General features: G+C 69.1%; 22 protein-coding genes. 5 read left to right on the forward strand and 17 right to left on the reverse strand.

What is annotated here, in order from left to right; all coding sequences use genetic code 11:
- Positions 1-72 precede the first annotated feature (72 nt).
- Entirely contained in the window at positions 73-3,765 is a 3,693-nt protein-coding gene (gene cobN, locus BPODLACK_RS08015; protein WP_159405057.1) for a cobaltochelatase subunit CobN, read from the reverse strand.
- Between the two features lie 205 nt (positions 3,766-3,970).
- Between cobN and BPODLACK_RS08020 the strand changes: the two genes are divergently transcribed.
- Genes BPODLACK_RS08020 through BPODLACK_RS08030 form a run of 3 tightly spaced genes read left to right on the forward strand, consistent with a single transcriptional unit; the run spans position 3,971 to position 7,369 of the window.
- The gene (locus tag BPODLACK_RS08020) at positions 3,971-5,152 is read left to right on the forward strand and encodes a nitrite/sulfite reductase (protein WP_159405058.1); all 1,182 of its coding nucleotides are present in this window, start codon (positions 3,971-3,973) and stop codon (positions 5,150-5,152) included.
- A 13-nt stretch (positions 5,153-5,165) separates the two neighbouring features.
- Entirely contained in the window at positions 5,166-5,789 is a 624-nt protein-coding gene (locus tag BPODLACK_RS08025; RefSeq protein ID WP_006437929.1) for a precorrin-8X methylmutase, read from the forward strand.
- Positions 5,790-5,791: 2 nt separating this feature from the next.
- Positions 5,792-7,369 (forward strand): precorrin-2 C(20)-methyltransferase, encoded by a 1,578-nt coding sequence (locus BPODLACK_RS08030; RefSeq protein WP_159405059.1) that lies wholly within the window; start codon positions 5,792-5,794, stop codon positions 7,367-7,369.
- Here BPODLACK_RS08030 and BPODLACK_RS08035 read toward each other — a convergent pair.
- The 4 genes from BPODLACK_RS08035 to BPODLACK_RS08050 are packed head-to-tail and all read right to left on the reverse strand — an operon-like array spanning position 7,322 to position 10,855.
- Positions 7,322-8,065 carry a cobalt-precorrin-6A reductase gene (locus BPODLACK_RS08035; RefSeq protein WP_006437931.1) on the reverse strand — a complete coding sequence of 248 codons (744 nt, stop codon included), beginning with the start codon at positions 8,063-8,065 and terminating at the stop codon, positions 7,322-7,324. The genes BPODLACK_RS08030 and BPODLACK_RS08035 overlap by 48 nt on opposite strands.
- A complete protein-coding gene (gene cobM / locus BPODLACK_RS08040; protein ID WP_006437932.1) occupies positions 8,062-8,835 on the reverse strand; it encodes a precorrin-4 C(11)-methyltransferase in 774 nt (257 codons plus the stop codon). The genes BPODLACK_RS08035 and cobM overlap by 4 nt, the downstream gene beginning before the upstream one ends.
- Positions 8,832-10,091, reverse strand: a complete 1,260-nt coding sequence (locus BPODLACK_RS08045; protein ID WP_006437934.1) for a bifunctional cobalt-precorrin-7 (C(5))-methyltransferase/cobalt-precorrin-6B (C(15))-methyltransferase — start codon at positions 10,089-10,091, stop codon at positions 8,832-8,834. The genes cobM and BPODLACK_RS08045 overlap by 4 nt, the downstream gene beginning before the upstream one ends.
- Complete coding sequence (locus BPODLACK_RS08050) at positions 10,088-10,855, reverse strand: SDR family NAD(P)-dependent oxidoreductase (protein WP_159405060.1); 768 nt, start codon at positions 10,853-10,855, stop codon at positions 10,088-10,090. Before BPODLACK_RS08050 ends, BPODLACK_RS08045 begins: the two co-directional genes overlap by 4 nt.
- 64 nt (positions 10,856-10,919) lie before the next feature.
- Between BPODLACK_RS08050 and BPODLACK_RS08055 the strand changes: the two genes are divergently transcribed.
- On the forward strand, positions 10,920-11,321 hold the full coding sequence (locus tag BPODLACK_RS08055) for a PPOX class F420-dependent oxidoreductase (protein ID WP_006437937.1): 402 nt from the start codon (positions 10,920-10,922) through the stop codon (positions 11,319-11,321).
- Positions 11,322-11,691: 370 nt separating this feature from the next.
- Here BPODLACK_RS08055 and BPODLACK_RS08060 read toward each other — a convergent pair whose 3' ends face one another.
- Complete coding sequence (locus BPODLACK_RS08060; RefSeq protein ID WP_006437938.1) at positions 11,692-12,849, reverse strand: M24 family metallopeptidase; 1,158 nt, start codon at positions 12,847-12,849, stop codon at positions 11,692-11,694.
- Between the two features lie 84 nt (positions 12,850-12,933).
- Here BPODLACK_RS08060 and BPODLACK_RS08065 point away from each other — a divergent pair, with 84 nt between their 5' ends.
- Complete coding sequence (locus tag BPODLACK_RS08065; RefSeq protein ID WP_006437939.1) at positions 12,934-13,881, forward strand: 5'-3' exonuclease; 948 nt, start codon at positions 12,934-12,936, stop codon at positions 13,879-13,881.
- A 67-nt stretch (positions 13,882-13,948) separates the two neighbouring features.
- Here the strand turns inward: BPODLACK_RS08065 and BPODLACK_RS08070 are convergent, their stop codons facing one another.
- The 11 genes from BPODLACK_RS08070 to dop form a co-directional block, all read right to left on the reverse strand.
- The gene (locus BPODLACK_RS08070) at positions 13,949-14,803 is read right to left on the reverse strand and encodes a DUF4333 domain-containing protein (RefSeq protein WP_159405061.1); all 855 of its coding nucleotides are present in this window, start codon (positions 14,801-14,803) and stop codon (positions 13,949-13,951) included.
- Between the two features lie 181 nt (positions 14,804-14,984).
- The gene (locus BPODLACK_RS08075; protein ID WP_159405062.1) at positions 14,985-17,813 is read right to left on the reverse strand and encodes a DEAD/DEAH box helicase; all 2,829 of its coding nucleotides are present in this window, start codon (positions 17,811-17,813) and stop codon (positions 14,985-14,987) included.
- On the reverse strand, positions 17,810-18,784 hold the full coding sequence (gene tatC, locus BPODLACK_RS08080; RefSeq protein ID WP_159405063.1) for a twin-arginine translocase subunit TatC: 975 nt from the start codon (positions 18,782-18,784) through the stop codon (positions 17,810-17,812). Before tatC ends, BPODLACK_RS08075 begins: the two co-directional genes overlap by 4 nt.
- A gap of 20 nt (positions 18,785-18,804) precedes the next feature.
- Positions 18,805-19,065 (reverse strand): Sec-independent protein translocase subunit TatA, encoded by a 261-nt coding sequence (gene tatA, locus BPODLACK_RS08085; RefSeq protein WP_024498056.1) that lies wholly within the window; start codon positions 19,063-19,065, stop codon positions 18,805-18,807.
- Between the two features lie 73 nt (positions 19,066-19,138).
- The gene (locus tag BPODLACK_RS08090) at positions 19,139-20,110 is read right to left on the reverse strand and encodes a helix-turn-helix transcriptional regulator (protein ID WP_024498057.1); all 972 of its coding nucleotides are present in this window, start codon (positions 20,108-20,110) and stop codon (positions 19,139-19,141) included.
- A complete protein-coding gene (locus BPODLACK_RS08095; RefSeq protein WP_024498058.1) occupies positions 20,110-21,102 on the reverse strand; it encodes a helix-turn-helix transcriptional regulator in 993 nt (330 codons plus the stop codon). Before BPODLACK_RS08095 ends, BPODLACK_RS08090 begins: the two co-directional genes overlap by 1 nt.
- A 45-nt stretch (positions 21,103-21,147) precedes the next feature.
- Positions 21,148-22,506, reverse strand: coding sequence for a Pup--protein ligase (pafA, locus tag BPODLACK_RS08100; RefSeq protein WP_005200010.1), 1,359 nt, complete (start codon positions 22,504-22,506; stop codon positions 21,148-21,150).
- Positions 22,507-22,578: 72 nt separating this feature from the next.
- Positions 22,579-23,382 carry a proteasome subunit alpha gene (gene prcA / locus BPODLACK_RS08105; protein ID WP_024498059.1) on the reverse strand — a complete coding sequence of 268 codons (804 nt, stop codon included), beginning with the start codon at positions 23,380-23,382 and terminating at the stop codon, positions 22,579-22,581.
- Complete coding sequence (prcB, locus tag BPODLACK_RS08110; RefSeq protein WP_024498060.1) at positions 23,379-24,275, reverse strand: proteasome subunit beta; 897 nt, start codon at positions 24,273-24,275, stop codon at positions 23,379-23,381. Before prcB ends, prcA begins: the two co-directional genes overlap by 4 nt.
- Complete coding sequence (locus BPODLACK_RS08115) at positions 24,272-24,463, reverse strand: ubiquitin-like protein Pup (RefSeq protein ID WP_004019064.1); 192 nt, start codon at positions 24,461-24,463, stop codon at positions 24,272-24,274. Before BPODLACK_RS08115 ends, prcB begins: the two co-directional genes overlap by 4 nt.
- Before the next feature lie 193 nt (positions 24,464-24,656).
- A complete protein-coding gene (dop, locus tag BPODLACK_RS08120; RefSeq protein ID WP_024498061.1) occupies positions 24,657-26,156 on the reverse strand; it encodes a depupylase/deamidase Dop in 1,500 nt (499 codons plus the stop codon).
- Positions 26,157-26,191 lie beyond the last annotated feature (35 nt).

Here is a 26,191-nt window from a genome sequence, read left to right on the forward strand (position 1 = left end):
GACAACCCTGACACTGAAACCAGCAGAGGGGGGCGCTCAACCAGCAGAGGGGCGCTCAACCAGCAGAGGGGGTCAACCGGCAGGGGTCTCGCCCCGGGCCTCGATGTCGCCCTCGGTCTGCAGGTAGACGTTGCGCAGCGCGTCGAGGAGTTCCGCGGGTGGTTCGCGCCACATGTCGCGTTCGACGGCCTCGAGCAGCCGTTCGGCGATCCCGTGCAGCGCCCACGGGTTCGACTGCTGCATGAATTCCTGGTTGGTCTCGTCCAGGACGTAGGACTCGGTGAGTTTCTCGTACATCCAGTCGGCGACGACGTCGGTGGTGGCGTCGTAGCCGAAGAGATAGTCGACGGTCGCGGCCATCTCGAAGGCGCCCTTGTACCCGTGGCGCTGCATCGCCGAGATCCAGCGCGGATTGACGACGCGGGCCCGGAAGACGCGGGCGGTCTCCTCGGACAGCGTGCGGGTACGCACGGAATCGGGCCGGGTGCTGTCCCCGATGTAGGCCTCCGGCGAGGTACCGGTCAGCGCGCGCACGGTCGCGACCATGCCGCCGTGATACTGGAAGTAGTCGTCGGAGTCGGCGATGTCGTGTTCCCGGGTGTCGGTGTTCTTGGCGGCCACCGCGATCCGTCTGTACGCGGCGCGCATGTCGTCGACCGCGGGCACACCGTCGAGACCGCGCCCGTAGGCATAGCCGCCCCACTCCGTGTAGACACGCGCCAGGTCCTCGTCGCTGCGCCAGTCGCGGGAATCGATGAGCTGCAGAATCCCGGCACCGTACGTTCCGGGCTTGGAACCGAAGACCCGGGTGACGGCGCGTCGGCGGTCGCCGTGTTCGGCCATCGACGCACGGACGTGGGCGGCGACGAAGTTCTGCTCGTCGGGTTCGTCGGCCGCGGCGGCAAGCGCGACCGCGTCGTCGAGCATCGCCACCACATGAGGGAAGGCGTCCCGGAAGAACCCGGAGATGCGGACCGTGACATCGATGCGCGGGCGCCCGAGTTCGGCGAGGTCGATCAGTTCGAGATCGACGACGCGGCGCGACATCTCATCCCAAACCGGCATCACGCCGAGCAGGGCGAGGACCTCGGCGACGTCGTCGCCGGACGTACGCATCGCACTCGTCCCCCACACCGACAGCCCGACCGACGCCGGGTGATGACCGTGGTCGGCGACGTAGCGCTCCAGCAGCGAGTCGGCCATCGCGCGGCCGGTCTCCCACGCCAGCCGCGAGGGCACGGCCTTCGGGTCGACCGAGTAGAAGTTGCGGCCGGTCGGCAGGACGTTGATCAGTCCGCGCAGCGGGGATCCGCTGGGGCCGGCGGGGATGAAGCCGCCGTCGAGGGCGTGCAGTACGCGAGGCACCTCGCCGGTGGTCTGCCGCAGGCGAGGAACCACCTCGGTGGCCGCGAATCGCAGGACGTCACCGACCGCGTCGGGCAGTCCGGCGGTGGCCTCGGCGACGGCGGCCGGCGACCAGTCGTCCTTCGCGCACGCGGCGACGAGATCGCGGGCCTGCGCCTCGACGGCATCCACGGTCCCGCGTTCGGCGGTCCCGTCCTCGACCAGGCCGAGCGCCTCACGGAGTCCGGGGAGCGCGGACGTGCCGCCCCACAGCTGCCGGGCGCGCAGCATCGCCAGGACGAGGTCGACCTCGGCGTCGTCGCGCGGCGCCTCGCCGAGAACGTGCAGACCGTCGCGGATCTGGACGTCCTTGATCTCGCACAGCCAGCCGTCGACATGCAGCAGCATGTCGTCGAAGACCTCTTCGTCGGGACGTTCGGTGAGCCCGAGGTCGTGGTCCATCTTCGCGGCGGTGAGCAGCGTCCAGATCTGCTGGCGGATCGCGGGCAGCTTCGCCGGGTCGAGGGCGGAGATGTTCGCGTGTTCGTCGAGCAGCTGTTCGAGCCGGGCGATGTCGCCGTAGGACTCGGCACGCGCCATCGGCGGGATCAGATGGTCGACGAGCACCGCGTGGGCTCGACGCTTGGCCTGAGTCCCCTCCCCCGGGTCGTTGACGAGGAACGGGTAGATGAGCGGGAGGTCGCCGAGCGCGGCGTCGGTTCCGCAGTTGGCCGACATGCCGAGGTTCTTGCCCGGCAACCATTCGAGGTTGCCGTGTTTGCCGACGTGCACGATCGCGTCGGCTCCGAAACCGGCCAGGTGTCCGTCGGACTGCTGGGCGGCGATCCACCGATACGACGCCAGATAGTGATGCGACGGGGGCAGATCCGGATCGTGGTAGATCGCGACCGGATTCTCTCCGAAACCGCGCGGCGGCTGCACCATGATGGCGATGTTGCCGAAAGTCAGTGCGGCGACGACGATGTCGCCGTCAGGGTTGGCCGACCGGTCGACGAACAGCTCGCCCGGCGCCGCACCCCAGTGTTCGACGACCGCGCCGCGCAGGTCCTCCGGCAGCGTGTCGAACCACGCGCGGTACTCCGCGGCGGGCAGCCGGATCGGATTGGCGGCGAGGGTCTCCTCGGTCAGCCAGTCCGGGTCCTGTCCGCCGGTGGCGATGATCTCGTGGATCAGCGCATCCGAATCGTCTTCGGCCAGGCCGGGTATCGCATCCGGACCCGATTCCGGTCCGAGGTCGTAGCCGGCCGCACGCAGCGCGGCGAGAAGCCGGAGCAGGCTGCGCGGGGTGTCGAGGCCGACGGCGTTGCCGATGCGGGCGTGCTTCGTCGGGTACGCCGACAGCATGATGGCGATACGCTTGTCCGCGACGGGAATCCGGCGCAGCCGTGCGTGCGACACCGCGATACCCGCCACCCGGGCACAGCGTTCGGGATCCGGCTGGTACCACGGCAGGCCGTCGTCGTCGAACTCCTTGAAGGAGAACGGGACCGTGATGATCCGGCCGTCGAACTCCGGCACCGCGACCTGCGTCGCGACATCGAGCGGTGAGAGACCGTCGTCGCTCGCCTCCCAGTCCGCGCGCGAACCGGTGAGGCAGAGGCCCTGCAGGATCGGGATGTCGAGGGCCCCGAGCCGTTCGATGTTCCACGCCTCGTCGTCGCCGCCGGCCGACGCGGTCGCCGGGGTCGCTCCCCCGGCGGCCAGGACGGTGACCACGAGGGCGTCGGCCGTGCCGAGCAACTCGATGAGGTCGTCGGGTGCCGTCCGCAACGACGCACAGAACACCGGCAACGGCCGGGCGCCGCGGTCCTCGATGGCGCGACAGAGGGCGTCGATGTAGCGGGTATTGCCGGCCAGGTGCTGGGCCCGGTAGTAGAGCACCGCGATGGTCGGCCCTTCGAGGCTCGTCGCTTGCGCTCCTCGCACCTCAGGGAGCGCGGGGGCCACCTCTTCGATCGCGCCACGCTCCAGGATTCCCCAGGCGGGCGTCTGTTGCGGTGGTTCGAACCCGTGACCGGTGAAGAGCACGGTGTCGGAGAGGAAGTGGTGCAGGTTGACCATGTTCGCGACGCCGCCGGCGGCGAGATAGTCGTGGGCCTGGGCGACGACACCGGCCGGCACCGTCGAATGCGCCATCAGGTCCGGGTCCGGCTGCTGTTCGCCCGAACAGACCACGACCGGCTTACCGGTCGCCTCGACCGACGCGAGTCCCTCCTCCCAGGCGCGGGTACCGCCCAGGATGCGGACCACGATCAGGTCCGCATCTGCGGCGAGCGCCGGGATCTCCTCGACGAGGATCCTCGAAGGATTGGCGCCGCGGACGCTCACCTCGGAGTTCGCATCGCTCGCGGCCGCCGCGGTCAGCAGATCGGTGTCCGAGGTCGAGAGCAGCAGGATCATCGTTTCTCCTCGCCGGGTTGTCGCGCCCGGAGTGTCAGGTGTGGGCGAGGGACTGGTCTGGCTGGGGCACCCGGCAGCACCGGAACCCATCACAGTGGCGCGACCGCGCCGGATTCTCACCGGCTTCAGCCCGCTCGCGGTTGGGTCTCAGCCTACGGCGGCCCGTCGGGGAACCCCTCACCTGGGCCGGTCGTAGGCTTGTGAGATGACCGAGGCGCCGGACCCCGCCCCCGAGACAGCGATCCGAGAGTCCACGGACCGCTGTCCCGGCGTGTTCAGCACCCACGCGGCGCAGGACGGTGCGCTGGCCCGGATCCGGCTTCCCGGAGGCCGGATCCGGTCCGATCAGCTCGCCACCCTGGCCCAGGCGTCGGCCGCCCACGCCGACGGGTTCCTGGAGCTGACCGCCCGCGGGAATCTCCAGTTGCGCGGAATCACCGACGTCGGCGCCGTGGCCGACGCCGTGGTGACCGCCGGACTCGCACCGAGCTCGTCACACGACAAGGTGCGGAACATCGAGGTGAGCCCCCTGACCGGGCGCATCGGCGGCCTCGCCGACGCCGGTCCGCTGGCGGCCGCTCTCGACGATGCCCTGCGTGCCGATCCCGCGGCGACCTCGCTCTCGGGACGCTTTCTGTTCGGGTTCGACGACGGCCGAGGTGACATCCGGCACCGCGGCGCCGACGCGTGTGCGGTGGTGCGCGCGGCGGAGCCCGTGGTCGCCGACATCCTCGTCGGCGGGGTCGCGGTCGGATCCGTCGACGGCGTCGACAGGATCGTCGACGCGATGATCGGGGTGGCGGCGGGCCTGAACGAGGTGGCTCCGGGCGCGTGGCGCATCGGTGACCTGGGCGCCGAGGACCGGGGTCGGCTGGAGCGGCTCGTCGCGGCGAACCTGGCACCGCTTGTCGGGTCCGACGACGACGCCGTACCGAATCCGACCGAGCCGATCGTCGGCTGGTTCGACCAGGACGACGGGTCGGTGTTGCTCGGATCGGTCGTGGAACTCGGACGCCTGCCCGCACGCCTGGCCGAGTTCATCGCCGCGGTCGAGTCGCCGGTCGTGTTCACCCCGGACCGGGAGATCCTCATCTGCGACCTGGGCGAGGGTGTCGCCGAGACCGTGGTGCGGGTTCTCGCGCCGATAGGACTGATCTTCGACGCGAACTCGCCGTGGGCGAGGGTCAGCTGCTGCGTCGGCGCCCCCGGCTGTGCATCGGCCCAGGCCCCGGTGCGCGAGGACCTGCTCGTGCATGTCGAGGCAGGACTTCCGGTGGGCGATCGCGAGCACTGGGTCGGTTGTGAGCGGCGCTGTGGCTCCCCCGCCGGCCCGCACCTGTCGGTGCAGGCCACGCCCGACGGCGGTTACGACCGACATCGCCGCTAGGCTCGTGCGCACCATGACCGAGTACTTGCGCGACGGCGCCGCGATCTATCGCCAGTCCTTTGCGACGATCCGGGAGGAGTCGGATCTGTCCGCCTTCGCCCCTGACGTGGCGACCGTGGTCGTACGGATGATCCACGCCTGCGGACAGACCGACCTCACGCGCGACGTCGTCGCGACCCCCGGGATCGTCCGGGCGGCCCGCGGGGCGCTCGAAGCCGGGGCGCCGATCCTCTGCGACGCGTCGATGGTGGCCTCCGGGATCACCCGCAAGCGGCTGCCCGCCGACAACGAGGTGCTCTGCCACCTCTCCGAACCCACCCTCCCCGCTCTGGCCGAGAGAATGGGGACGACGAGAACCGCTGCCGCCCTGCAGTTCTGGTTGCCTCGCCTCGACGGCGCGGTCGTCGCGATCGGCAATGCCCCGACGGCACTGTTCGCGCTGCTCGACATGATCGACGAGGGCGCACCCCGCCCGGCGGCGATCGTCGGCGCACCCGTCGGCTTCGTCGGTGCCGCGGAGTCCTGCGAAGCCCTCGCCGCCCGCACCGACCTCGAGTTCATCACGGTCACCGGCCGCCGGGGCGGGTCGGCGATCACCGCCGCCGCCGTCAACGCGCTCGCCACCCCCCAGGAGTGAATGTGCCTGCAGTCGTGAACGAAACAACTCCGGGCAAGCTCTGGGGAATCGGTCTGGGCCCCGGCGACAGCGAGCTGATGACCGTCAAGGCCGCGCGAGTGATCAGCACGGCCGACGTGGTCGCGTATCACTGTGCGCGCCACGGCAACAGCATCGCGCGCTCGGTCGCCGAACCGTACCTGCGCGACGGGCAGACCGAAGAGCGGCTCATGTACCCGGTCACCACCGAGACCACCGACCATCCCGGTGGCTATCAGGGAGCGCTCGACGACTTCTACGCCGACAGCGCGGAACGGCTGGCCGTCCATCTGCGCGCCGGTCGGGACGTGGTCCTGCTCGCCGAGGGTGATCCGCTCTTCTACAGCTCCTACATGCACATGCACAAACGACTCTCGCCGCACTTCGATGCGGAGATCGTGCCCGGGGTGACCTCGGTCAGCGCGGCGTCGGCGGCCACCGGCGTGCCGCTCGTCGAGGGCGACGAGACACTCACGGTGGTGCCGGGCACGGCGTCGACCGAGGAGCTGCTCTTCCGTTTCCGGTCGGCCGATGCCGTCGTGGTGATGAAACTGGGCCGCACCTTCGAACGGGTGCGAGAGGCATTGCGGGAGGCGGGACGGCTCGACGAGGCGTTCTATGTCGAACGGGCCTCGACCACCGTCGAGCGAGTGCTTCCCGCATCGGAGGTGAATCCGGCTGAGGTGCCGTACTTCTCGATCCTCGTGATTCCCGGGCGACGGAACAATCCACGCTTCGAGGCGGAACCGGTACCGGGTGAACTCGTGGTCGTCGGCCTCGGGCCCGGTCACGACAGTTGGACCACGCCGGAGGTGCGCACCGAACTGGCCACGGCCACCGACCTCGTCGGCTATACGACCTATCTCAAGCGGGTGACGCCACGGCCCGGTCAGCGCGTCCACGCGAGTGACAACCGGGTCGAGTCCGAACGTGCCGAGTTCGCACTCGATCTCGCCCGACGGGGTGCGCGCGTGGCGGTCGTGTCGTCGGGTGATCCCGGCGTGTTCGCGATGGCGGCCGCGGTGGCCGAGGTGGCCGCCGAACCGCAGTGGCACGACGTCCCGGTGCGGGTGGTTCCCGGTGTCACAGCCGCCACCGCGGTGGCCGCTGCCGTCGGGGCACCCCTGGGCCACGACTTCGCGGTGATCTCGCTGTCCGACCGGCTCAAGCCGTGGTCGGTGATCGACCGTCGCATCCGTGCCGCCCTGGCCGCCGACCTGGTCATCGCCATCTACAACCCCGGATCGGCGAGCCGGGCATGGCAGGTCGGCGCCCTCAAACACACCCTGTTGCAGACGGTTTCGCCCGACCGCGTCGTCGTCCTCGGTCGCGACGTGGGCGGTCCCGAGCAGACGCTGGTTACGACCACGGTCGCCGACCTCGACCCGGACGTCGTCGACATGCGGACACTGCTCCTCATCGGCTCCTCGGCGACCCGGGTGGTGTCCCGGGCCGCGGGTCCCCTGGTGTTCACGCCCCGACGGCACACTCCGGCCGATGAGCCGGAACAGGTTTCAGGCGAGCAGCCGCTCGAGCCAAGCCTGGGCGGCAGCGACGTCTGAGACCGCCGGGACGTCGGGTTCGGTCGGCCGGTCGACGACGATGACCTCGATGCCCAGGGTTGCGGCGGCATCGAGTTTCGCCTTCGTGAGTGATCCGCCGCTGTTCTTGGTGACGAGCAGGTCGATCCGGTGCTCCCGGAGCAGGGCCAGTTCGGAGTCGTAGTCGTAGGGCCCGCGCGAACACAGGATCTCGTTGCGCGCAGGGAGTTCCGCGGTCGGCGGATCGACCACCCGGATCAGGAACCACACATCGTCGACATCGGCGAACACGCCGACGTCCTGGCGTCCCGTGGTCAGAAGAACCCGCGTGCCGCGGCGTCGTACCTCGTCGGCGGCGGCGGCGAGATCCGGTACCTGTACCCAGTGGTCGGATTCGGCCGGGACCCAGGGTTCACGACGCAGGCGGAGCAGCGGCACGCCGAGGTCGGACGCGGCCTGCGCAGCGTTGCGGGTGATGGTGGCCGCGAAGGGGTGGGTGGCGTCGACGACAGCATGAATACCATTGCTGCGCAGCCATTCTCGCAATCCTTCGACACCGCCGAACCCGCCGATCCGGACCGGACCGACCGGCAGTCGCGGATGGGCGACGCGCCCGGCGAGTGAGCTGATGACGGACCACCCCGCCTCGGTCAGGGACGCCGCCAGCGCCCGGGCCTCGCCGGTGCCGCCGAGGATGAGGATCTGTTCGTCGGTCATCGGTGCGGCGTCTCGCGGAGTTTGGCCATCCGGGCGTGGGAGTACAGGTAGCTGTCGGTGACCTCGGGATGTGCCGCCGCGTCCAGGACCCGGCCGACGAAGATGACCGCGGTCTTGCGGATGTCGGCGGCCTGGAGGGTCTCCGGCAGTCGATTCAGCGGGCAACGCACCACCTGCTGGTTCGGGCGGCTCGCGAAGGCGACGGTCGCCGTGGGACATTCCGCCCCGTAGTGCGGTGTCAGCGCATCGACGATCTGTTCGGCCCGGTGCGCGGCGAGATGCAGGGCGAGCGTCACGCCGGTGGCGGCGAGACTCGCGAGGTCCTCGCCGGCGGGCATGTCGGTCGACAGCGTCGACACCCGGGTGATGAGCAGACTCTGTCCCACTCCCGGGACGGTGAGTTCGATGTCGAGCGCAGCGGCGGCCGCGGCGAAGGCAGGAACCCCTGGCACGATCTCGTACGGAATACCCCGGGCGCGGAGTTCTCGTTGCTGTTCGGCCAGCGCCGAATAGATCGACAGGTCGCCGGAATGCAGGCGGGCGACGTCGTGCCCGCGCTCGTGGGCGGCGACGATGTGATCGACGATGTCGGACAGCGGCATCCGCGCGGTGTCGACGAGGACGGCATCGCCGGGACACAATTCCAGCAACTCGTCGGGTACCAGCGACCCCGCGTACAGACAGGTGCGGCACTCCCCCAGCAACCGCGCGCCGCGCAGCGTGATGAGGTCGGGCGCACCGGGTCCGGCGCCGATGAAGAAGACGGTCACGACGTGAGCCCCGTTTCTTGCGCTGGGCCGTCTTTGGTTGCGGCCCACTGGATGATCGGCAGTGCCGGCCGCCAGGTGGTCATGGTCCCGAGGGGTGCGACGGTCTCCACGGACAGACGCCGCAAGGTGCCGCCGCGTTCGGCGTGCCACCGGACCAGGATCTCCTGGTTCTCCACGGTGACGGCGTTCACCACGATCCGTCCCGACGGTCGCAGTGCGTTCCAGGCGGCGGTCAGGACCTCGTCGTCGAGGCCACCGCCGATGAACACCGCATCGGGAGACGACGCGTCGGCGAGCGCGTGGGGCGCGGCGCCTCGAAGCGACAGGCGATGACCGACGCCGTGCCGGCGCGCGTTGCCGGTCAGCCGTTCGGCGCGGTCCGCGTTCTGTTCGAAGGAGATCGCCCGACCTCGTTCGTCGGCGAGCAACCATTCGATGGCCACGCTTCCGGACCCAGAGCCGATGTCCCAGAGGAGTTGCGGCCCTGCGGGTTCGAGCGCCGCCACGGTGACCGCCCGGATGGTGGACTTGGTGATCTGACCGTCGTGGGCGTAGGTGTCGTCCTCGCGACCGGGCATCCGGCTGCGACGCGGTCCGACGCACTCGACCGCCACGATGTTGAGCGGGTCCACAGCGGGACGCCCCCAGGATTCGGCGGACGAGGAATGGATACGCTCGTCCGGTCCGCCGAGTTGTTCGAGCACGGTCAGCGTCGAGGCGCCGAATCCGTTGTGCACGAGGAGGTCCGCCACGGCCGCCGGGGTCGTGGCGTCCCGGCTGAGGACGAGGAGACGCCCTCCGCCGGTGGCCTCGGTGAGAACCACCTCGGGATCGGCGGTCACGGCACTGACGATCCGCGTCGTGGCAAGGTCCCACCCGAGACGCGCGCACGCCAGACTCGCGCTCGACACCGCCGGGAACACCTGCACTCGATCGGCCCCCACACGGGCGACGACGCTCGCACCGACTCCATGGAACATCGGATCGCCGCTGGCCAGGATGTGGGTGCGTCCCGTGCTGTTCGCGAGCACTTCGGTGAGGTGTTCCGACATCGGCGACCGCCACGGCTCCCGCGCGCCGGTGAGCTCGTTCGCCCCGTCGTCGAGAAGTGCGAGTTGCCTTGGCGCACCGTAGATCACCTCGGCGCCGCGGAGTTCGTCGCGTGCGATGTCGGGCAGTCCGCGCCACCCGTCGGCACCGATGCCGACGATGACGAACCGCGCTGCGGCGGCCGAGTCGGCCGGTATGGATCTCATCGCGGGAGTCTCCGCCAGACCGCGCGTGGCAGCAGACGCATGCCGAAGAAGATCGGCCGCAACGCCGCCGGGATCCAGACCTCACCGCGGCCCCGGCGATACGCGCGGGCGACCGCGTCGGCGACCTGGTCGGGGGTCTTCGACATGGGTGCGGGTTTCACCCCGGACTCCATCAGCTCCTTCGTCATCGCGCCGATCACGAAGCCGGGCCGGGCGATCAGCATTCGGACGCCGGTGCCGTGCAACGAATCCGCCATGCCACTGGCGAAACCGTCGAGCCCGGCCTTGGTGGAGCCGTACACATAATTGGCTCGGCGCACCCGGATTCCGGCGACCGAGGAGAAGACGATGATCGTGCCCGAGCCCTGTTCGCGCAGCGCGGCGGCGAGCGGGATCAGCACACTGACGTGTGCGTAGTAATCCGTGTGCGCGATCTGCAGGGCATGCGCGACATCGGCTTCCGCGCGTGCCTGATCGCCGAGAATCCCGAACGCGATGATCGCGATCCCGATCGGTCCGAACTCCTCGACCAGGGAGGCGATGAGGCCGGGATGACTGTCGGTGTCGTCGGCGTCGAAGGCCACGGTGTGGACGGCCGTCGCGCCCGCGTCGAGCAGCAGCGCGGTCTGTCGGGCGAGGTCGTCGGGCCGGCGCGCGGCGAGCACGACCGTCCTGCCTTCGGCCAGGCGTTGCGCCGTGGCCACACCGATCTCACTCCGTCCGCCGAACAGGACGAGCGAACCCGGAGATGTGTCAGACGCCATGCACAGCAGTATCGCACCAGCCCCGGCCCGCCCCGGCCACCCCACCGGCGCTAGCGTGGCAGCCATGTCACGTACCGCTGCCGACGTCGGCCCTGCCGCTGTCGAGTTCCTGACCGAACGCCATCTCGGCACCCTCACGACGGTGCGCACCGACGGGACACCGCATTCGGTCGCGGTGGGCTTCACCTGGGATCCCGAAGCCCGACTGGCGCGGGTCATCACCTTCGACGGCAGTCAGAAGGTACGCAACGTCGAACGCGGTGGCTATGCGGCGGTGACGAATGTCGACGGCCCGCGCTGGCTGACCCTGGAGGGTCCGGCGCGGGTCAGCCGCGAACCCGAACGCGTCCGCGAGGCGGAACAGCGCTACGCGCAGCGGTACCGGCAGCCCAAGCCGAACCCGCGACGGGTCGTCATCGAGATCAGCGTGGCGAAGGTGCTCGGGCCGGCCTCGCTGTTCGGGTGACCTCGATACGCGGCGTCCTCGCTGCGCTCGGTCGTCGCTACTCGGCCAGCAGAGCAAGTCGGCGTCCTCGCTGCGCACGGTGTCGGCTCAACCCGCATGGGGTTGCTGGTCGGAAAATCTCGTGCCCGGGCTCATCAACCCCGACACCGAGCCGGCAGAAGAGGGCGCGCACCGGGCATTGCTGGTTGAGCCGGTAGCGTGCGAAGCGAGCCACCGCGTCGAAACCTCGCATCCATCCTGATCAAACCAGCCGCCAAGGCCTGCTCGCAGACGGATTTCGACGCGACGCCTCGCTACGCTCGGTGTCGGCTCAACCCGCATGGGGTTGCCTGGTCTCTGAGCCGGCCGATTGGCGGCGGGAGCGGGTCGCCTACAGCTGCACCAGCTCGTGCGGGCGATTGTTGACGGATTCGCAGCCGTCCTCGGTGACCACGACGATGTCCTCGATGCGGGCACCCCAGTGGCCGGAGAAGTACACCCCGGGTTCCACGCTGAACGCCATGCCGCGGCGCAGCACGATGTCGTTGCCGTTCACGATGTAGGGCTCTTCGTGAACCGAGAGGCCGATGCCGTGTCCGGTGCGGTGGATGAACTGGTCGGCGAGACCGCGTTCGCGAAGCAGGTCGCGGGCGGCCGCGTCGATCGAGGCCGCGGTGACCCCGGGTCGGACGGCAGCGACCGCGGCCCGCTGTGCCTCGTGGAGCGCCGCGTAGGCGTCGGCGATGTCGGCGGCCGGCGTCTCGAAGCAATAGGTTCGGGTGGAGTCGGAGTTGTAGCCGGGTTCCACCGGCCCGCCGATGTCGATGACGACGATGTCGGAACGTGCGATGACACGGTCGGAGAACTCGTGATGGGGATCGGCTCCGTTGGGGCCGGAGCCGACGATGATGAACGCCGCCTCGGTGTGTCCCTCCTCGAGGATCGCGGCCGCGATGTCGTCGGAGACCTCACGCTCGGTGCGTCCGGGCTGCAGCCACTCGCCCATTCGGGCGTGGACGCGGTCGATGGCCGCGCCGGCACGACGCAGGGCCTCGATCTCCGCGTCGTCCTTGATCATCCGGAGCTCGCGCAGCACGGCCGTCGCGAGTTGCGGTGTGGCGCCGGTGTGTCGGGCGAGCGGGATCACGTGTAGAGCGGGCATCGAATCCGACACCGCGATGGCCGGATTCGGCGACAGACCGGCGAGTGCGAGGCCGTGCGCGTCGTCGCCGTCGACCCAGTCGGCGACCTCGATGCCGAGATCCCCTACAGCCGAAGCAGACAGCGACGGCACCTCGAGTCGCGCGATGACCAGCTTGGGGTCACCTGCCGCGGGGATGACGAGCGCGGTGAGGCGTTCGAAGGTCTCGGCGCGCGAGCCCACCAGGTAACGGAGGTCGGGACCGGGGGCCACCACCAGTGCGTCGAGGCCCGCTTCGCGAGTGAGTTCCGCGGCACGCCGCATGCGTTCGCGGTACACGTCGGAACCGAACAGCGGGGCACCGAACAGCGGGGCCGCCGAGCCGGCGGTGGTCGAAGTGGCTGCCATGGTCGAAGACTACCGCCGGTAGCGCGGGTCGTGGTGACGCGGCGACACCGTCAATGCGAAAGTGTGGAGGTGACGGATTCGTTGATGCTGCTCGACGGTGCGAGCCTGTGGTTCCGGTCGTTCTACGCCCTACCCGAGAAGATGACCAGTCCCGACGGGCGACCGGTCAACGCGGTACGGGGATTCATCGACACGATCGCGTATCTTGTGACGCGCGAACACCCGACGCGCCTCGTCGTCTGCCTCGACCTCGACTGGCGTCCCGAGTTCCGCACCGCCCTCATCCCGACCTACAAGGCACATCGGGTCGCGGTCGAAGACGGCGCCACTGATGCCACCGGAACACTGACCATCGACGTCGAAGAAGTCCCAGACACCCTGACACCGCAGGTCGACATGATCATGGACGTCCTCGCCGCCGCCGGGATCGCGACCTCCGGCGCGGTCGGCTGCGAGGCCGACGATGTCATCGGGACGCTGGCCTGGGAGGAGGCACAGGATCCGGTGATCGTCGTCAGCGGTGATCGCGACCTGTTGCAGGTGGTCTCCGACGACCCGGTGCCGGTGCGGGTGCTCTACGTGGGGCGCGGGCTGGCGAAGGCCGAGATGATGGGGCCGGCGGAGGTCGGCGAGAAGTACGGCGTGCCCGCCGATCGCGCCGGGATCGGCTACGCGGAGATGTCGATGCTGCGCGGCGACGCGTCGGACGGCCTGCCCGGTGTGCCGGGCATCGGTGAGAAGACCGCGGCGAAACTGATCAGCGAGTTCGGCAGCCTGGACGCGCTCGAGGCGGCCGCGCGGGATTCGTCGTCGACGGTTCCGACGCGGGCACGCAAGGCGCTGCTCGCGGCCACCGATTATCTCGACGCGGCACGCACGGTGGTGTTCGTGCGCACGGACGCCGAGACCATCGACAGCGGACCTGACCTGCTGCCGTCGGAGCCCGCCGACCCCGAGGCACTCGCCGCGCTCGTCGACGAGCTGGGCATCGGCGCGTCGGTGGGCCGGCTGGCGAAGGCCCTCGGCTGGTGAGTTGCACCGACGATGGCGTCGATATGGTCCTCGGCCAGCGCCTCGGACCTACTCGACCAGCAGAAACTCAGCTGGGGCGCGAGACCTCGTAACGACCTTCGTCGTCGATGAAGGTGACGGTCACCTGCTGGTCCTGTCCGCCGACGGTCACCGAGCAGGTGAACGACGAGCCCTCCTTGACGCGCTGGCCGGACGGGCACTTCACGTTGCTGACATCGCTGGCCTGGTAGTCCTCTGTCAGGATCTTCTGCACGCCGTCCTGGGCCGCCTGCTGGTCGAGATTCTTCGGCGCCCATCCGGGCGCGACGAATGCGGTGATCAGGACGATCGCGGCGATCACGATCAACGCACCGCCACCGGCGAACAGCAGCGTCCGGAGCGTCTTGTTCGACTTGGGCGTCGCCATCCCGCTGAACTGGTCGGGTCCGCCGACCTGGTTCTGGCCGTAGAGGCCGGGGGCCTGCTGCGGCTGGCCGTACGGTTGCTGACCGTACTGGCCCGGCGCGCCGTATTGACCGGCGCCGTACTGACCGGCGTCGGGCTGGCCGTAGGGCTGCTGTCCGTACTGCCACGGGCCGCCGTATCCGGGCTGACCGCCCGGTTGGCCGTACTGGCCGGGCTGTGCCCCCGGGTACCCGACCTGCGTCGGCTGGTTCTGAGGCGGCTGGCCGGGTGCCTGACCTCCGGCGCCGTAGCCCGGCGTCTGCTGGTAAGGGTTCTGCTGGTAGGGATTCGCCTGGTAGGGATCAGGCTGGTATGGATCCGCGGGCTGACCGTAGCCGGGGTTGGGCGCCATCGTCGTGGGGTCGGCCTGCGAACCACCCTGCGGGGAACCGCCCGTGTTCACGATCTCGGTCTTGTCACCGGCATCGGGCTGACCCTGCTGGGGTTGGGACGGATTCGGGTTGTACGGGTCGGTCATGAGTCCCCTCCCACTGGGCCACCCACCTCGACGAGGCGTCGGCGAACTTGTGACGTCACGCGCAGTGCCGGCAAATCGCACCCCGACACCGAATGCGGGATGAACGTTACCTCAGGCACAGACGACTATCAGTCAACCTTGCACGGGGCGCTCCCGGGCGTCGTCTGGTGGACCGACGGGCTCAGCCGAGCTCCGCTGCCACCACACCCCGGCGGATCGCCCGGACCGCGGACCGCGCGGTCCCACCGAGACGAGTGTCTGTTCCGACGCAGAGCCGGATCTGTTCGAGAAGGTCGATGACCTGGCGGTTCCACCGGACGAAGTCGCCCGGCGAGAGCAGTTGGCCCCGTTCGCCCGCGAGGAGAAGGGCTTCGCTGAGCGTGCGGCCCGACGCCCACGTCGCCACCGCGAGCGAGAAACCGGTGTCCGGTTCCCGGGTGGGACTGACGCGGTGACGCGACTCGACCGCAGTCACCTTCGACCAGATGTCGACGGTCGCGGCCATCGCCGTACGCAGCGAGGTGCTACCCGGGAGGGCATCCACACCGCCGTAGCTGTCGCGGCGGCTCTCGTAGACCAGGGCCGCGACGACCGCGGCCAGGTCGGCGGGTGACAGGTCATCCCAGACGCCGGCACGGATGCACTCGGTCACCACGAGATCGCTCTCGCTGTAGATGCGGGCCAGCAGTTTGCCCGAGTCGGTCACCCGCATGGTGTGCCCGGTCGATTCGGACGCCTCGCGAACTCGTTCGAGGTACCCGAGCTCGCTGAGGACACCGACGATGTGATCGAAGGTGACGCCGAGTGTCGAGGTGCGTTCGCCGATGCTGCGCTCGGCGTTGACGATGTCGCGGAGCAGACGGTTGCGTTTCTCGGCGAGGCGGAACAGCTCGTCGCCGTTCGGGATCTGGTGCGCGGGATGGGCACGCAGGGCGCGGCGCATCTGGGCCAGTTCGGTGTCGTCGGCGGCGTCGGCGCGTTTCTTCGATCGACCGCGGGGCATCTCGATCCCGGTGGACCGCAACGCCGACGCGAGGTCACGGCGTCCGCGACCCGTCCGGCGGTCGGCGTTCTTCGGCAACCGCATATTGCCGAGGACCTCCGGCGGATTGACGAAGTCACGCAGCCCGATCCGCCCGCACCAGGCATCCTCGGTGAGCACCAGCGGCTTGGGATCGGCCGCTTGGGTGGCCGGTTCGACGATCACCGCGAGACCGCGGTGGCGTCCGAGCGGTACGCCGATGACGTGGCCGCGCTTGAGAGCGGCGAGATCGGCGACGATCGTGTCCTCGGTGTCGATCCGCCTGCGGTACTTCAGGTCTCGCTCGCGGCGACGGATGTCCTCGCGAAGCGTGACATAACCGAGGAACCCCGCATACGCCTCGGAGTCGCCTGCCGCGGGCTCGCCGGTGGCGTCCGCTCCGCCCGGTTCCAGCCCTCGTGCCTCCGCGGCGCGGGCCAGCTCGCCGTCGAGTTTGCGCAGTGCACGCTGGGACTCGTGGAGCTTGCGGGCCTGTCCGACCACCGATCGGTCGGCCTGGAACTGCGCGAACGAGCGGTGCAGGAGTTCGCGGGCACCGTCGAGACCGAGACGGCCGAGCAGGTTGACCGCCATGTTGTACTCGGGCGAGAACGAGCTGCGCAGCGGGAAGGTGCGGGCACCCGCGAGGCCGGCGACCTCCTCGGGGACGACTTCGGGTGTCCACACCACGACGGCGTGACCCTCGATGTCGATCCCGCGGCGTCCGGCGCGGCCGGTCAGCTGGGTGAACTCGCCGGGGGTGAGGTCGACATGCGACTCACCGTTGTATTTGACGAGCCGCTCGAGGACAACGGACCGGGCCGGCATGTTGATCCCGAGCGCCAGTGTCTCCGTGGCGAACACCATGCGCACGAGTCCCCGGACGAAGAGTTCTTCGACCGCGTGCCGGAAGGTCGGGAGCATTCCGGCGTGGTGCGATGCGAGGCCGCGGCGGAGACCCTCACGCCACTCCTGGACACCCAGCACGTCGGCATCGCTCGGTGAGAGTTCGGTGAGGCGCCGGTCGACGACGGCGTCGACCTCGGCGACCTCCTCGGGTGTCAGCAGCGCGATTCCCGACCGCAAACACTGCGCCAGAGCGGCATCGCAGCCCGCCCGGGAGAAGATGAACCCGATCGCGGGCAGCAGCCCCTCACGGTCGAGGCGGGCGACGAGGTTGGGCCGTGAGAGCAGCGGACCTCGTCCGTCACGGCGGCGTGAGACTTCCCCGCCGCCTCGGCGACCTCGGCCCCGGGACGATTCCCGTTCGTCGTCGGCGAGCAGGATGCGATGGCGGATGTGCCGTTTGAGTTCCGGGTTCACCCGCGGACGCGATCCCTTGCGATGCGCCGGATCGCGGTCGGCCGGGTCGAAGAGGTCGAACATCCGCTGTCCGACCAGCATGTGCTGCGACAGCGGGACCGGCCGGTGCTCGTCGACGATGACGGAGGTGTCGCCGCGGACCGTCTGGATCCAGTCGCCGAACTCCTCGGCGTTGCTGACGGTCGCGGACAGGCTCACCACGCGCACGGACGGTTCGAGGTGCAGGATCACCTCTTCCCAGACCGCACCGCGGAAGCGGTCGGCGAGGAAGTGCACCTCGTCCATCACCACATGCGAGAGGCCGTCGAGGGCGCGGGATTCGGCGTAGATCATGTTCCGCACGACCTCGGTCGTCATCACGACGATCGGCGCGTCGGGGTTGATGGAACTGTCACCGGTGAGCAGACCGACCGACTCGTGCCCGTGCACCGCGGCGAGGTCGGCGTATTTCTGATTGCTCAGCGCCTTGATCGGGGTGGTGTAGAAGCACTTGGTGCCCCCGGCGAGCGCGAGATGGACCGCGAATTCGCCGACGATCGTCTTGCCCGCGCCGGTCGGCGCACAGACGAGAACACCGTGCCCGGCTTCGAGAGCCTCGCAGGCCCGCCGTTGGAAGGGGTCGAGTCCGAATTCCAGCCGCGACGTGAACGCGTCGAGTTGACTCACAGGACGTCGTCGAATGTCTCGTGTGCCCGTGTCGACGTGCGAGTGGCGTTCGGGTTTCCGGCGGCCGAGGTCGCGACCGGCGACGGCGGCGAGACCGGGCGGGTCGGCGGCAGGGGGCTCGCCTCGTCGTCGGAGAGTCCGGCCCAGCTCGGCGCCCGCTTGCCACGACGCCGGTCGACGATGCGGGCGAACTGGATCGCGAACTCCATCAACACCGTCAGCGCCACTGCCAGCGCGAGCATGGTGAACGGATCCTGGCCCGGGGTCACCACCGCCGCGAAGACGAAGACGGCGAAGATGAGTCCACGGCGCCACTGCTTCAACCGGGCGTAGGTGAGGACTCCCACGCCGTTGAGCGCCACGATCAGCAACGGCAACTCGAAGCTCACGCCGAAGATGACGAGCACATTGATCATGAAGCCGAAGTACTGATCACCCGCCAGGGCGGTGACCTGGACCTCGTTGCCGACCGTCAGCAGGAAGTGGAACGCCTTGGCGACCACCAGATAGGCCAGCACGGCGCCGGCGACGAAGAGAGACGTCGCCAGGGTGACGAAAACGAGTCCGTAGCGGCGTTCGTTGTCGTGGAGACCGGGCGTGATGAACTGCCAGACCTGGTAGATCCACACGGGGCAGGCAAGGACGACGCCGGCGGTGAGCGCGACCTTGAGCCGAAGCATGAACTGATCGAACGGACCGGTCGCGAGGAGCCTGCACGAGTCGTCGGCGGTCAGGGTCGCTCGCGACGAGGGCGGCAGGTCACAGTAGGGCCCGCGCAGCATGTCGCCGAGCGACGGAACACCCAGGAAGCCGTGGCTGTACCAGATGAAGCCGACGATGGTGGTGGCCACGATCGCCAGCAGCGAGATGACCACACGCGTACGCAACTCATAGAGGTGCTCGACCAACGACATCGTGCCGTCGGGATTGAGTTTGCGTTTGCGTTTGCGGGGGTCGAAGGGAATGCGCACTCGGATTCTCCGACGCGCCCCTAAGCCGATTTCTTGACGTCGGAGTTCGACGGCGTGCCCGGCTGAGTCGTGTCGGCCGGCGGCAGCTCACGCTGCGTAGCGTCGGGGTTAGCCGTCGTATCGGTCGGCTTGTCGTCCTTCTGCATCTCCTTGACCTCACTCTTGAAGATGCGCAACGACTGTCCGAGACCTCGGGCGGCGTCCGGCAGCTTCTTCGAGCCGAACAGGATCAGCAGCACGACGGCGACGATCGCCCAGTGCCACCACGAAGTGAAGCCCATGAGATCACCCTTCAGATCGGATCCAGACCGAGGCCAATGCTACCCGAGTTGCCCGCGCGGGGTGGACCGCCGGTCAGCGGTAGCGTTCGCGAGCGCTCGCCGCCGATTCGACGACCGCCGCCGCGACCCCGGGGTCGTCGACGACGCGGACCGCTCCGCCGAACCCGAGCAGGAGGCGGGTGAGCCATTCCGGCGAACCGTAGACCATGCGGGCCCGAACCGGTGCCTGTGGATCGCGGTCGGAGATCGAGGTGACCGGCTCGACCGGGTAGTAGTCGAGGATCCACAGGTGATCGGGGTCGATGTCGAGTTCGACCGCGGGTAGATCCGGATTCTCCGGGACCAGCACCGACTGCGACGACGACTCGGCCTCGGCCGGCGGGTTGCTCGGTTCGTCGAGGGCGACGGCGGTGTCGATGCGGTCGAAGCGGAACAGCCGCACGCCTTCGGCCATCCGGCACCACGCCTCGAGGTAGGTGTGCTGATCCATCACCTGCAGGCGAATCGGGTCGACGACGCGTTCGGTGACGCTGTCCCGGCTCGCCGAGTAGTAATTCAGCCGGAGCGCGCGTGCCCGCCGCACGGCCTCACGGACGGTCGTGAAGGTCGGGTTCTCCCCCGGCGCCGACTCCGATTCCGGGCCGGCGCCGGACAGGCCGGGCACGGCGGTGGCACCCACCGCCTCCTCGATCTTGGCGATCGCACGCCGCGCGGCGGCCACGTCGACGACACCGGGCGTCTCCACGAGGGCACGAAGTGCCACGAGCAGCGTGCTGGCCTCGACGGTGGTGAGTCGGAGCGGCCGGTCCATACCCGCGGTGAACCCCACGTTGACGAAGCCCTCGCTGAACTCGAGCTCGATCAGGTCGTCGGGGTAATAGCCGGGGAGCCCACACACGAAGAGCAGTTCGAGATCCTTGGTGAGCTGCGTCTGTGTGACGCCGAGTTCACGCGCGGCCTGCTCGATCGAGATGCCGCGTCGAGCCTGGAAATACGGGACCATCGCCAGCAGCCGGTTGAGGCGCGACGGCTGTGCACCGGCCATCAGGCGTTCACCCCCGCCAGCCGGTCCAGGCCGGCGATGACGAGGTCGCGCAGTTCCGGCGGGTCGAGGACGACCGCGTCCCGACCCACACCCAGCACCATGCGCGCCACCGCGGACAGTGAGTGGATGTCGACGGTCAACACGTCGCCTGGCTCACCATCGAGGTCACCGGGCTCCGACGACGTCGCGGCCCGGCGCAGACCCGCGGCACGGCCCGCGGCCACCCAGATACCGGCGGTACGTCCATCGGTGCCCGCCGCGGAGTCGACCGCCGCGGACACGATCTGCTGGAGGTCGGTGCCGACGGGCACCACGACGGCGTCGGCCGGGCCGACCGGGGTCACCGACGAGATCCGCGACAACCGGAAAGTACGGGTGGCGGCGCGATCGAGGTCGTGACCGACGACGTACCAGCGACCCCGGTGCGACACCACTCCCCACGGCTCGACTCGACGGGCCGCGGGGGTTGCCGTCGCCGACGACCGGTGGGTGAACTCGACGGCCCGTCTGGCCTGGATCGCGGCCAGCAGTCCGGCGATGACCTGTTCGGAACCCATCGAGCGCGACGAGCCGCCCGCGGTGATGCCGAGGTCGTCCTCGGAGCGGACGTCGAGGCCGGCGGCGCGGAGTTTGAGGATCGCGGTCTGCGACAGCGTGGACACCTCGGGGGTGTCCCACAGTGCGGCGGCCATCGCGATCGCGGCCGCCTCGTCGGAGTCCAGGGAGATGTCGGGCAGCTCGTAGGTGTCCCGGTCGATGCGGTATCCCTCGGCGCCCGCCGCCATCGGCGAACGGCCGGTGACCAGCGGGATACCGAGGTCGCGCAGTTCGTTCTTGTCGCGCTCGAACATCCGGTTGAACGCCTCGTCGGACTTGTCGCCGTCCTGGTAGCCGGCGACATTGCGTCGGATGTACTCGGCGGTGACGTACTGCCGCGTCCACAACAGACAGATCACCAGATTGAGCAGTCGCTCGACTTTGGGAGTGGCCACTGCGTCAGGTTAGATCGTCGCCGATCGGGCCGTGCGGAGGCACGCTCACATGGATGCGATCAGCCGGTCGACCCGCTCGTCGACGCTGCGGAACGGGTCCTTGCACAGCACGGTGCGCTGGGCCTGGTCGTTCAGCTTGAGGTGCACCCAGTCGACGGTGAAGTCGCGGCCGGCCTTCTGCGCCGCCGAGATGAAGTCACCACGCAGCTTGGCGCGGGTCGTCTGCGGCGGCTCGTTGACCGCTGTCTTGATGGCCTCGTCGGTGGTCGCGCGGGCCACGAGTCCCTTGCGCATCAAGACGTCGAACACACCGCGTCCGCGCTTGATGTCGTGAAAGGCGAGGTCGAGCTGGGCGATCTTCGGATCCGACAGCTCCATCGAGTACTTGTCCTGATAGCGCTGGAACAGCTTGCGCTTGATGACCCAGTCGATCTCGGTGTCGACCTTGGCGAAGTCGTCGGCCTCGACCGCGTCGAGCATGCGACCCCACAGGTCGACGACCATGTCCATCTCGGGATCGGGACGACGGTTGGTGAGGTGCTCGACGGCACGTGCGTGGTACTCGCGCTGGATGTCGAGAGCGCTGGCCTGGCGTCCGCCCGCGAGACGGACGGGACGCCGGCCGGTGGGGTCGTGGCTGACCTCGCGGATGGCGCGGATCGGGTTGTCCAGGGCGAAATCCCGGAACGCCACGCCGGCCTCGATCATCTCGAGCACCAGTGCCGCCGATCCGACCTTGAGCAGCGTCGTCATCTCGGACATGTTCGAATCGCCGACGATGACGTGCAGGCGTCGGTACTTCTCGGCGTCGGCATGCGGCTCGTCGCGCGTGTTGATGATCGGACGCGACCGGGTCGTCGCCGAGGAGACGCCCTCCCAGATGTGCTCGGCGCGCTGGGACAGGCAGAAGGTGGCGGCCTTCGGGGTCTGCAGCACCTTGCCGGCGCCGCAGATCAGCTGTCGGGTCACCAAGAACGGCAGGAGCACGTCGGAGATCCGGGAGAACTCCCCCGCCCGCACGACGAGGTAGTTCTCGTGGCAGCCGTAGGAGTTGCCCGCGGAGTCGGTGTTGTTCTTGAACAGGTAGATGTCGCCACCGATGCCCTCGTCGGCGAGACGCTGCTCGGCGTCGACGAGCAGATCCTCCAGGACGAGTTCGCCGGCGCGGTCGTGGTTGATCAACTGGATGAGGCTGTCGCACTCGGCAGTCGCGTACTCGGGATGCGACCCGACGTCGAGATACAGCCGTGCGCCGTTCTGCAGGAAGACGTTCGAGGAGCGGCCCCACGACACGACCCGGCGGAACAGATACCGGGCGACCTCGTCAGGACTCAGCCGCCGATGACCGTGGAAGGTGCACGTGACACCGAACTCGGTCTCGATGCCCATGATTCGTCGCTGCACTTGATCAACCCTACTCGCGGGACCCGCGGTCGACCGGCCATAACAGCCAGGCCGACCGCGTTTCGTCGCGTTCTAATTCGATCCGTCGGAAGTGTCCCCGCCGGAAGTGGTGTCGTCCGCCGGGGCATCCTGCGCCGACGCATCGGCGGCGGGGGTCTCGGCCGTCGGCAGGAGTTCCTCGACCGCGGCGGAGGTCAGGCGTTTGAACGCCCGTCGCGGCCGGTTGCGATCGAGAATCGCGACCTCGAGGTCACCGGCGGTCAGCTCCCGCGGCGACGCCGGGGCGCCGTTTCCGGAGTCGGCCGGCGTGGCGAGTGCCCGGACCGCGACCCCGATCGCCTCGGCGAGCGGCATGTCGGGCGCGTAACTCTCCTTGAGAGCCGCCGCGATCGGTTCGGTCGCGCCGCCCATCACCAGGAACCGGGTCTCGTCGGTGATCGACCCGTCGTAGGAGATGCGGTACAGCTGAGACTGTTTCGGCTTGCCCGCCCGGCCGACCTCGGCCACGCAGAGCTCGACCTCGAACGGCTTGGGCTGTTCGGTGAAGACGCTGCCCAATGCGTTGGCGTAGGTGTTCGCCAGCGACAGACCGGACACGTCGGCGCGGTCGTAGCTGTAGCCGCGCATGTCGGCGAGCTGGATGCCCGCCTTGCGCAGACTCTCGAACTCGTTGTACTTGCCCACCGCGGCGAAGCCGATGCGGTCGTAGATCTCGCTGGTCTTGCGCAGGGTGTTCGACGGGTTCTCCGCGACGAACAGCACGCCGTCGGCGTAGGTCAGGATGACGACCGAACGGCCCCGCGCGATGCCCTTGCGCGCGAGCTCCGAGCGATCGCGCATGATCTGCTCGGCACTGGCGTAGTACGGGAAGGTCATCGGGCACCTCCCTCGTGCTCGGCGGTCCGGCGTTCGACGACGGCCCGCGCCGCATTCTCGATCTCGGTCGCGTCCACCTCCCGCGCGCCCTCGGCGTCGACGACGGCGGCCATCGGGAAGATCTTGCGCACCAGGTCGGGTCCGCCGGTCGCCGAATCGTCGTCGGCGGCGTCGTAGAGCGACTCGACCGCGATCGCGAGCGCCTCGCCGGCGGTCAGATCGGAGCGGTAGAGCTTCTTCAGCGAGGACTTCGCGAACACCGATCCGGAACCGATCGCGGTGTAGCCGCCGAACTCCTCGTGCCGGTCACCTGCGACGTCGAAGCTGAAGATCCGGCCACGCTCGGTCGGATCCTCGTGGTCGATGTCGTAGCCGACGAGCAGCGGGATGGCGGCGAGACCCTGCAGGGCCGCCCCGAGGTTGCCGCGAACCATGGTCGCGAGCCGGCTGACCTTGCCGTCGAGGGTGAGCGGGACGCCCTCGATCTTCTCGTAGTGCTCGAGTTCGACGGCGAAGAGCCGCACCATCTCGATCGCGATACCCGCGGTGCCGGCGATGCCGGCCGCCGAGTACTCGTCGGTGATATAGACCTTCTTGACGTCTCGCGTCGCGATCAGGTTGCCCATCGTGGCGCGACGATCACCGGCGAGCACCACCCCGCCCGGATACGACACGGCGACGATCGTCGTGCCGTGCGGGATGTCTCCGGCGCCGTCCGCGCCGCCCGCGAAGGACCCCACGCGATCAACCTGAGCCTGCGGAAGCTGCTCGGGCGCGTGCATCCGCAGGAATTCGGTGAACGACGAGATGTCCGCACTCAGAGAGGATCTGAGGGCAGCGGAACCCGTACGAAGTTGTGAGAAAGGGGGCAGTGATCCGAACCCGTCGTTCACTGGCCGCCCTTCTGCACGTAAGCACGCACGAAGTCCTCGGCGTTCTCCTCGAGCACGTCATCGATCTCGTCGAGCAGGTCGTCGGTGTCCTCGGCCAGCTTCTCGCGACGTTCCTGTCCGGCACCGGAATCGGGGCCAACGCCCTCATCGTCGCCGCCGCCACCACGCTTGGTCTGTTCCTGCGCCATCTGCTGCCTCCTTGAAACCGATCGCCCCTTGGCGGGCTACCCGCGACCGACCACCATCGGGTCTGAAGACCCTGGGATCTCACCGGCTTACGCCGGGCGGTGATCCCTGGTGAATCGGCCTCGGAATCGTGTGGTCCCACACTACCTGTGGCGGCGACAACTCGGGCGAAACGAAGCACATGCCACGCGCGTGTCAGGTCGTCAGCTGGTCGACCAATTCGGCGGCGGAGTTGACCGAATCGAGAAGCTTGCCCACGTGGGCCTGCGTCCCGCGGAGCGGCTCGAGGGTCGGGATGCGGACGAGCGAGTCCCCACCGAGGTCGAAGATGACCGAATCCCAGCTGGCCGCGGCGACATCGGCTCCGAAACGACGCAGACACTCCCCGCGGAAATAGGCGCGGGTGTTGCGCGGCGGTTCGTGGATGGCGGCGAGCACGTCGTTCTCGTCGACGAGGCGCTTCATCGAGCCGCGCGCGACGAGGCGATTGTAGAGCCCCTTGTCGAGTCGGACATCGGAGTACTGCAGGTCGATGAGGTGCAGCCGCGGCGCCGACCACGACAGGCCCTCACGCTGGCGGAAGCCCTCCAGGATCCGCAGCTTGGCGGGCCAGTCGAGGATGTCGGCGCACTCCATGGGGTCGCGTTCGAGGCGGTCGAGCACATCCGCCCAGGTCTCGAGGACGTGTTTGGCGCGCTCGTCGTCGGAGTGCTCCTGCTCGTGGAACTTCATGCAGCGTTCCAGGTACTCCCGCTGCAGGGCCAGACCGGTCAGCTCGCGACCGTCGGTGAGCGCCACCGTGGCGGTCAGGGTCGGGTCGTGACTGATGGTGTGCACGGCCTGGACCGGGCGGGCGAGCTCGATGTCGGAGAAGTCGACGCCCGCCTCGATGAGGTCGAGGACCAGCGCGGTGGTCCCGACCTTGAGGTAGGTGGCGGTCTCGGCCAGGTTGGCGTCGCCGATGATGACGTGCAGCCGGCGGTAGCGCTCCGGGTCGGCGTGCGGCTCGTCGCGGGTGTTGATGATGCCGCGTTTGAGGGTGGTCTCGAGTCCGACCTCGACCTCGATGTAGTCGGAGCGCTGGGACAGCTGGTAGCCCGACTCGTCGCCGGACTGCCCGATGCCCACGCGGCCCGAGCCGGTGATGACCTGGCGCGAGGCGAAGAACGTGGTCAGACCGGCGATGACCGCGGTGAACGGTGTCTCGCGGGCCATGAGGTAGTTCTCGTGGGTGCCGTAGGAGGCGCCCTTGCCGTCGATGTTGTTCTTGTAGAGCTGGAGTTTCGGGGCGCCCGGCACGCTCGCCACGTGACGCGCGGCGGCCTCCATGACGCGTTCGCCCGCCTTGTCCCAGATCACGGCGTCGAGCGGGTCGGTCACCTCGGGTGCGGAGTACTCGGGATGGGCGTGGTCGACGTACAGGCGGGCGCCGTTGGTGAGGATCATGTTGGCAGCGCCGATCTCGTCGGCGTCGATGATCGGGGCCGGCCCGGACCCGCGACCGAGGTCGAAGCCGCGGGCGTCGCGAAGCGGGGATTCGACCTCGTAGTCCCAGCGCGTGCGCTTGGCCCGGGGCACCCCGGCGGCCGCCGCATAGGCGAGAACAGCCTGGGTGGAGGTCATGATCGGATTCGCGGTCGGGTCGCCGGGGGCGGAGATTCCGTACTCGACCTCGGTACCGATGATTCGCTGCATGCTTCGAGGGTAGAGGGTGATGCGGAGACGCCCAC

The organism is Gordonia sp. YY1 (genome assembly GCF_009872315.1).
Classification (GTDB): domain Bacteria; phylum Actinomycetota; class Actinomycetes; order Mycobacteriales; family Mycobacteriaceae; genus Gordonia; species Gordonia amicalis.

Bases quoted from the DNA above. Each gene is read 5' to 3' on its own strand.
- cobN (WP_159405057.1), bottom strand. From the start codon at position 3,765: ATGATCCTGCTGCTCTCGACCTCGGACACCGATCTGCTGACCGCGGCG.
- BPODLACK_RS08020 (WP_159405058.1), top strand. From the start codon at position 3,971: ATGACCGAGGCGCCGGACCCCGCCCCCGAGACAGCGATCCGAGAGTCC.
- BPODLACK_RS08025 (WP_006437929.1), top strand. From the start codon at position 5,166: ATGACCGAGTACTTGCGCGACGGCGCCGCGATCTATCGCCAGTCCTTT.
- BPODLACK_RS08035 (WP_006437931.1), bottom strand. From the start codon at position 8,065: ATGACCGACGAACAGATCCTCATCCTCGGCGGCACCGGCGAGGCCCGG.
- BPODLACK_RS08045 (WP_006437934.1), bottom strand. From the start codon at position 10,091: ATGAGATCCATACCGGCCGACTCGGCCGCCGCAGCGCGGTTCGTCATC.
- BPODLACK_RS08050 (WP_159405060.1), bottom strand. From the start codon at position 10,855: ATGGCGTCTGACACATCTCCGGGTTCGCTCGTCCTGTTCGGCGGACGG.
- BPODLACK_RS08055 (WP_006437937.1), top strand. From the start codon at position 10,920: ATGTCACGTACCGCTGCCGACGTCGGCCCTGCCGCTGTCGAGTTCCTG.
- BPODLACK_RS08060 (WP_006437938.1), bottom strand. From the start codon at position 12,849: ATGGCAGCCACTTCGACCACCGCCGGCTCGGCGGCCCCGCTGTTCGGT.
- BPODLACK_RS08065 (WP_006437939.1), top strand. From the start codon at position 12,934: ATGCTGCTCGACGGTGCGAGCCTGTGGTTCCGGTCGTTCTACGCCCTA.
- BPODLACK_RS08070 (WP_159405061.1), bottom strand. From the start codon at position 14,803: ATGACCGACCCGTACAACCCGAATCCGTCCCAACCCCAGCAGGGTCAG.
- tatA (WP_024498056.1), bottom strand. From the start codon at position 19,065: ATGGGCTTCACTTCGTGGTGGCACTGGGCGATCGTCGCCGTCGTGCTG.
- BPODLACK_RS08090 (WP_024498057.1), bottom strand. From the start codon at position 20,110: ATGGCCGGTGCACAGCCGTCGCGCCTCAACCGGCTGCTGGCGATGGTC.
- prcA (WP_024498059.1), bottom strand. From the start codon at position 23,382: ATGACCTTCCCGTACTACGCCAGTGCCGAGCAGATCATGCGCGATCGC.
- BPODLACK_RS08115 (WP_004019064.1), bottom strand. From the start codon at position 24,463: ATGGCGCAGGAACAGACCAAGCGTGGTGGCGGCGGCGACGATGAGGGC.
- dop (WP_024498061.1), bottom strand. From the start codon at position 26,156: ATGCAGCGAATCATCGGTACCGAGGTCGAGTACGGAATCTCCGCCCCC.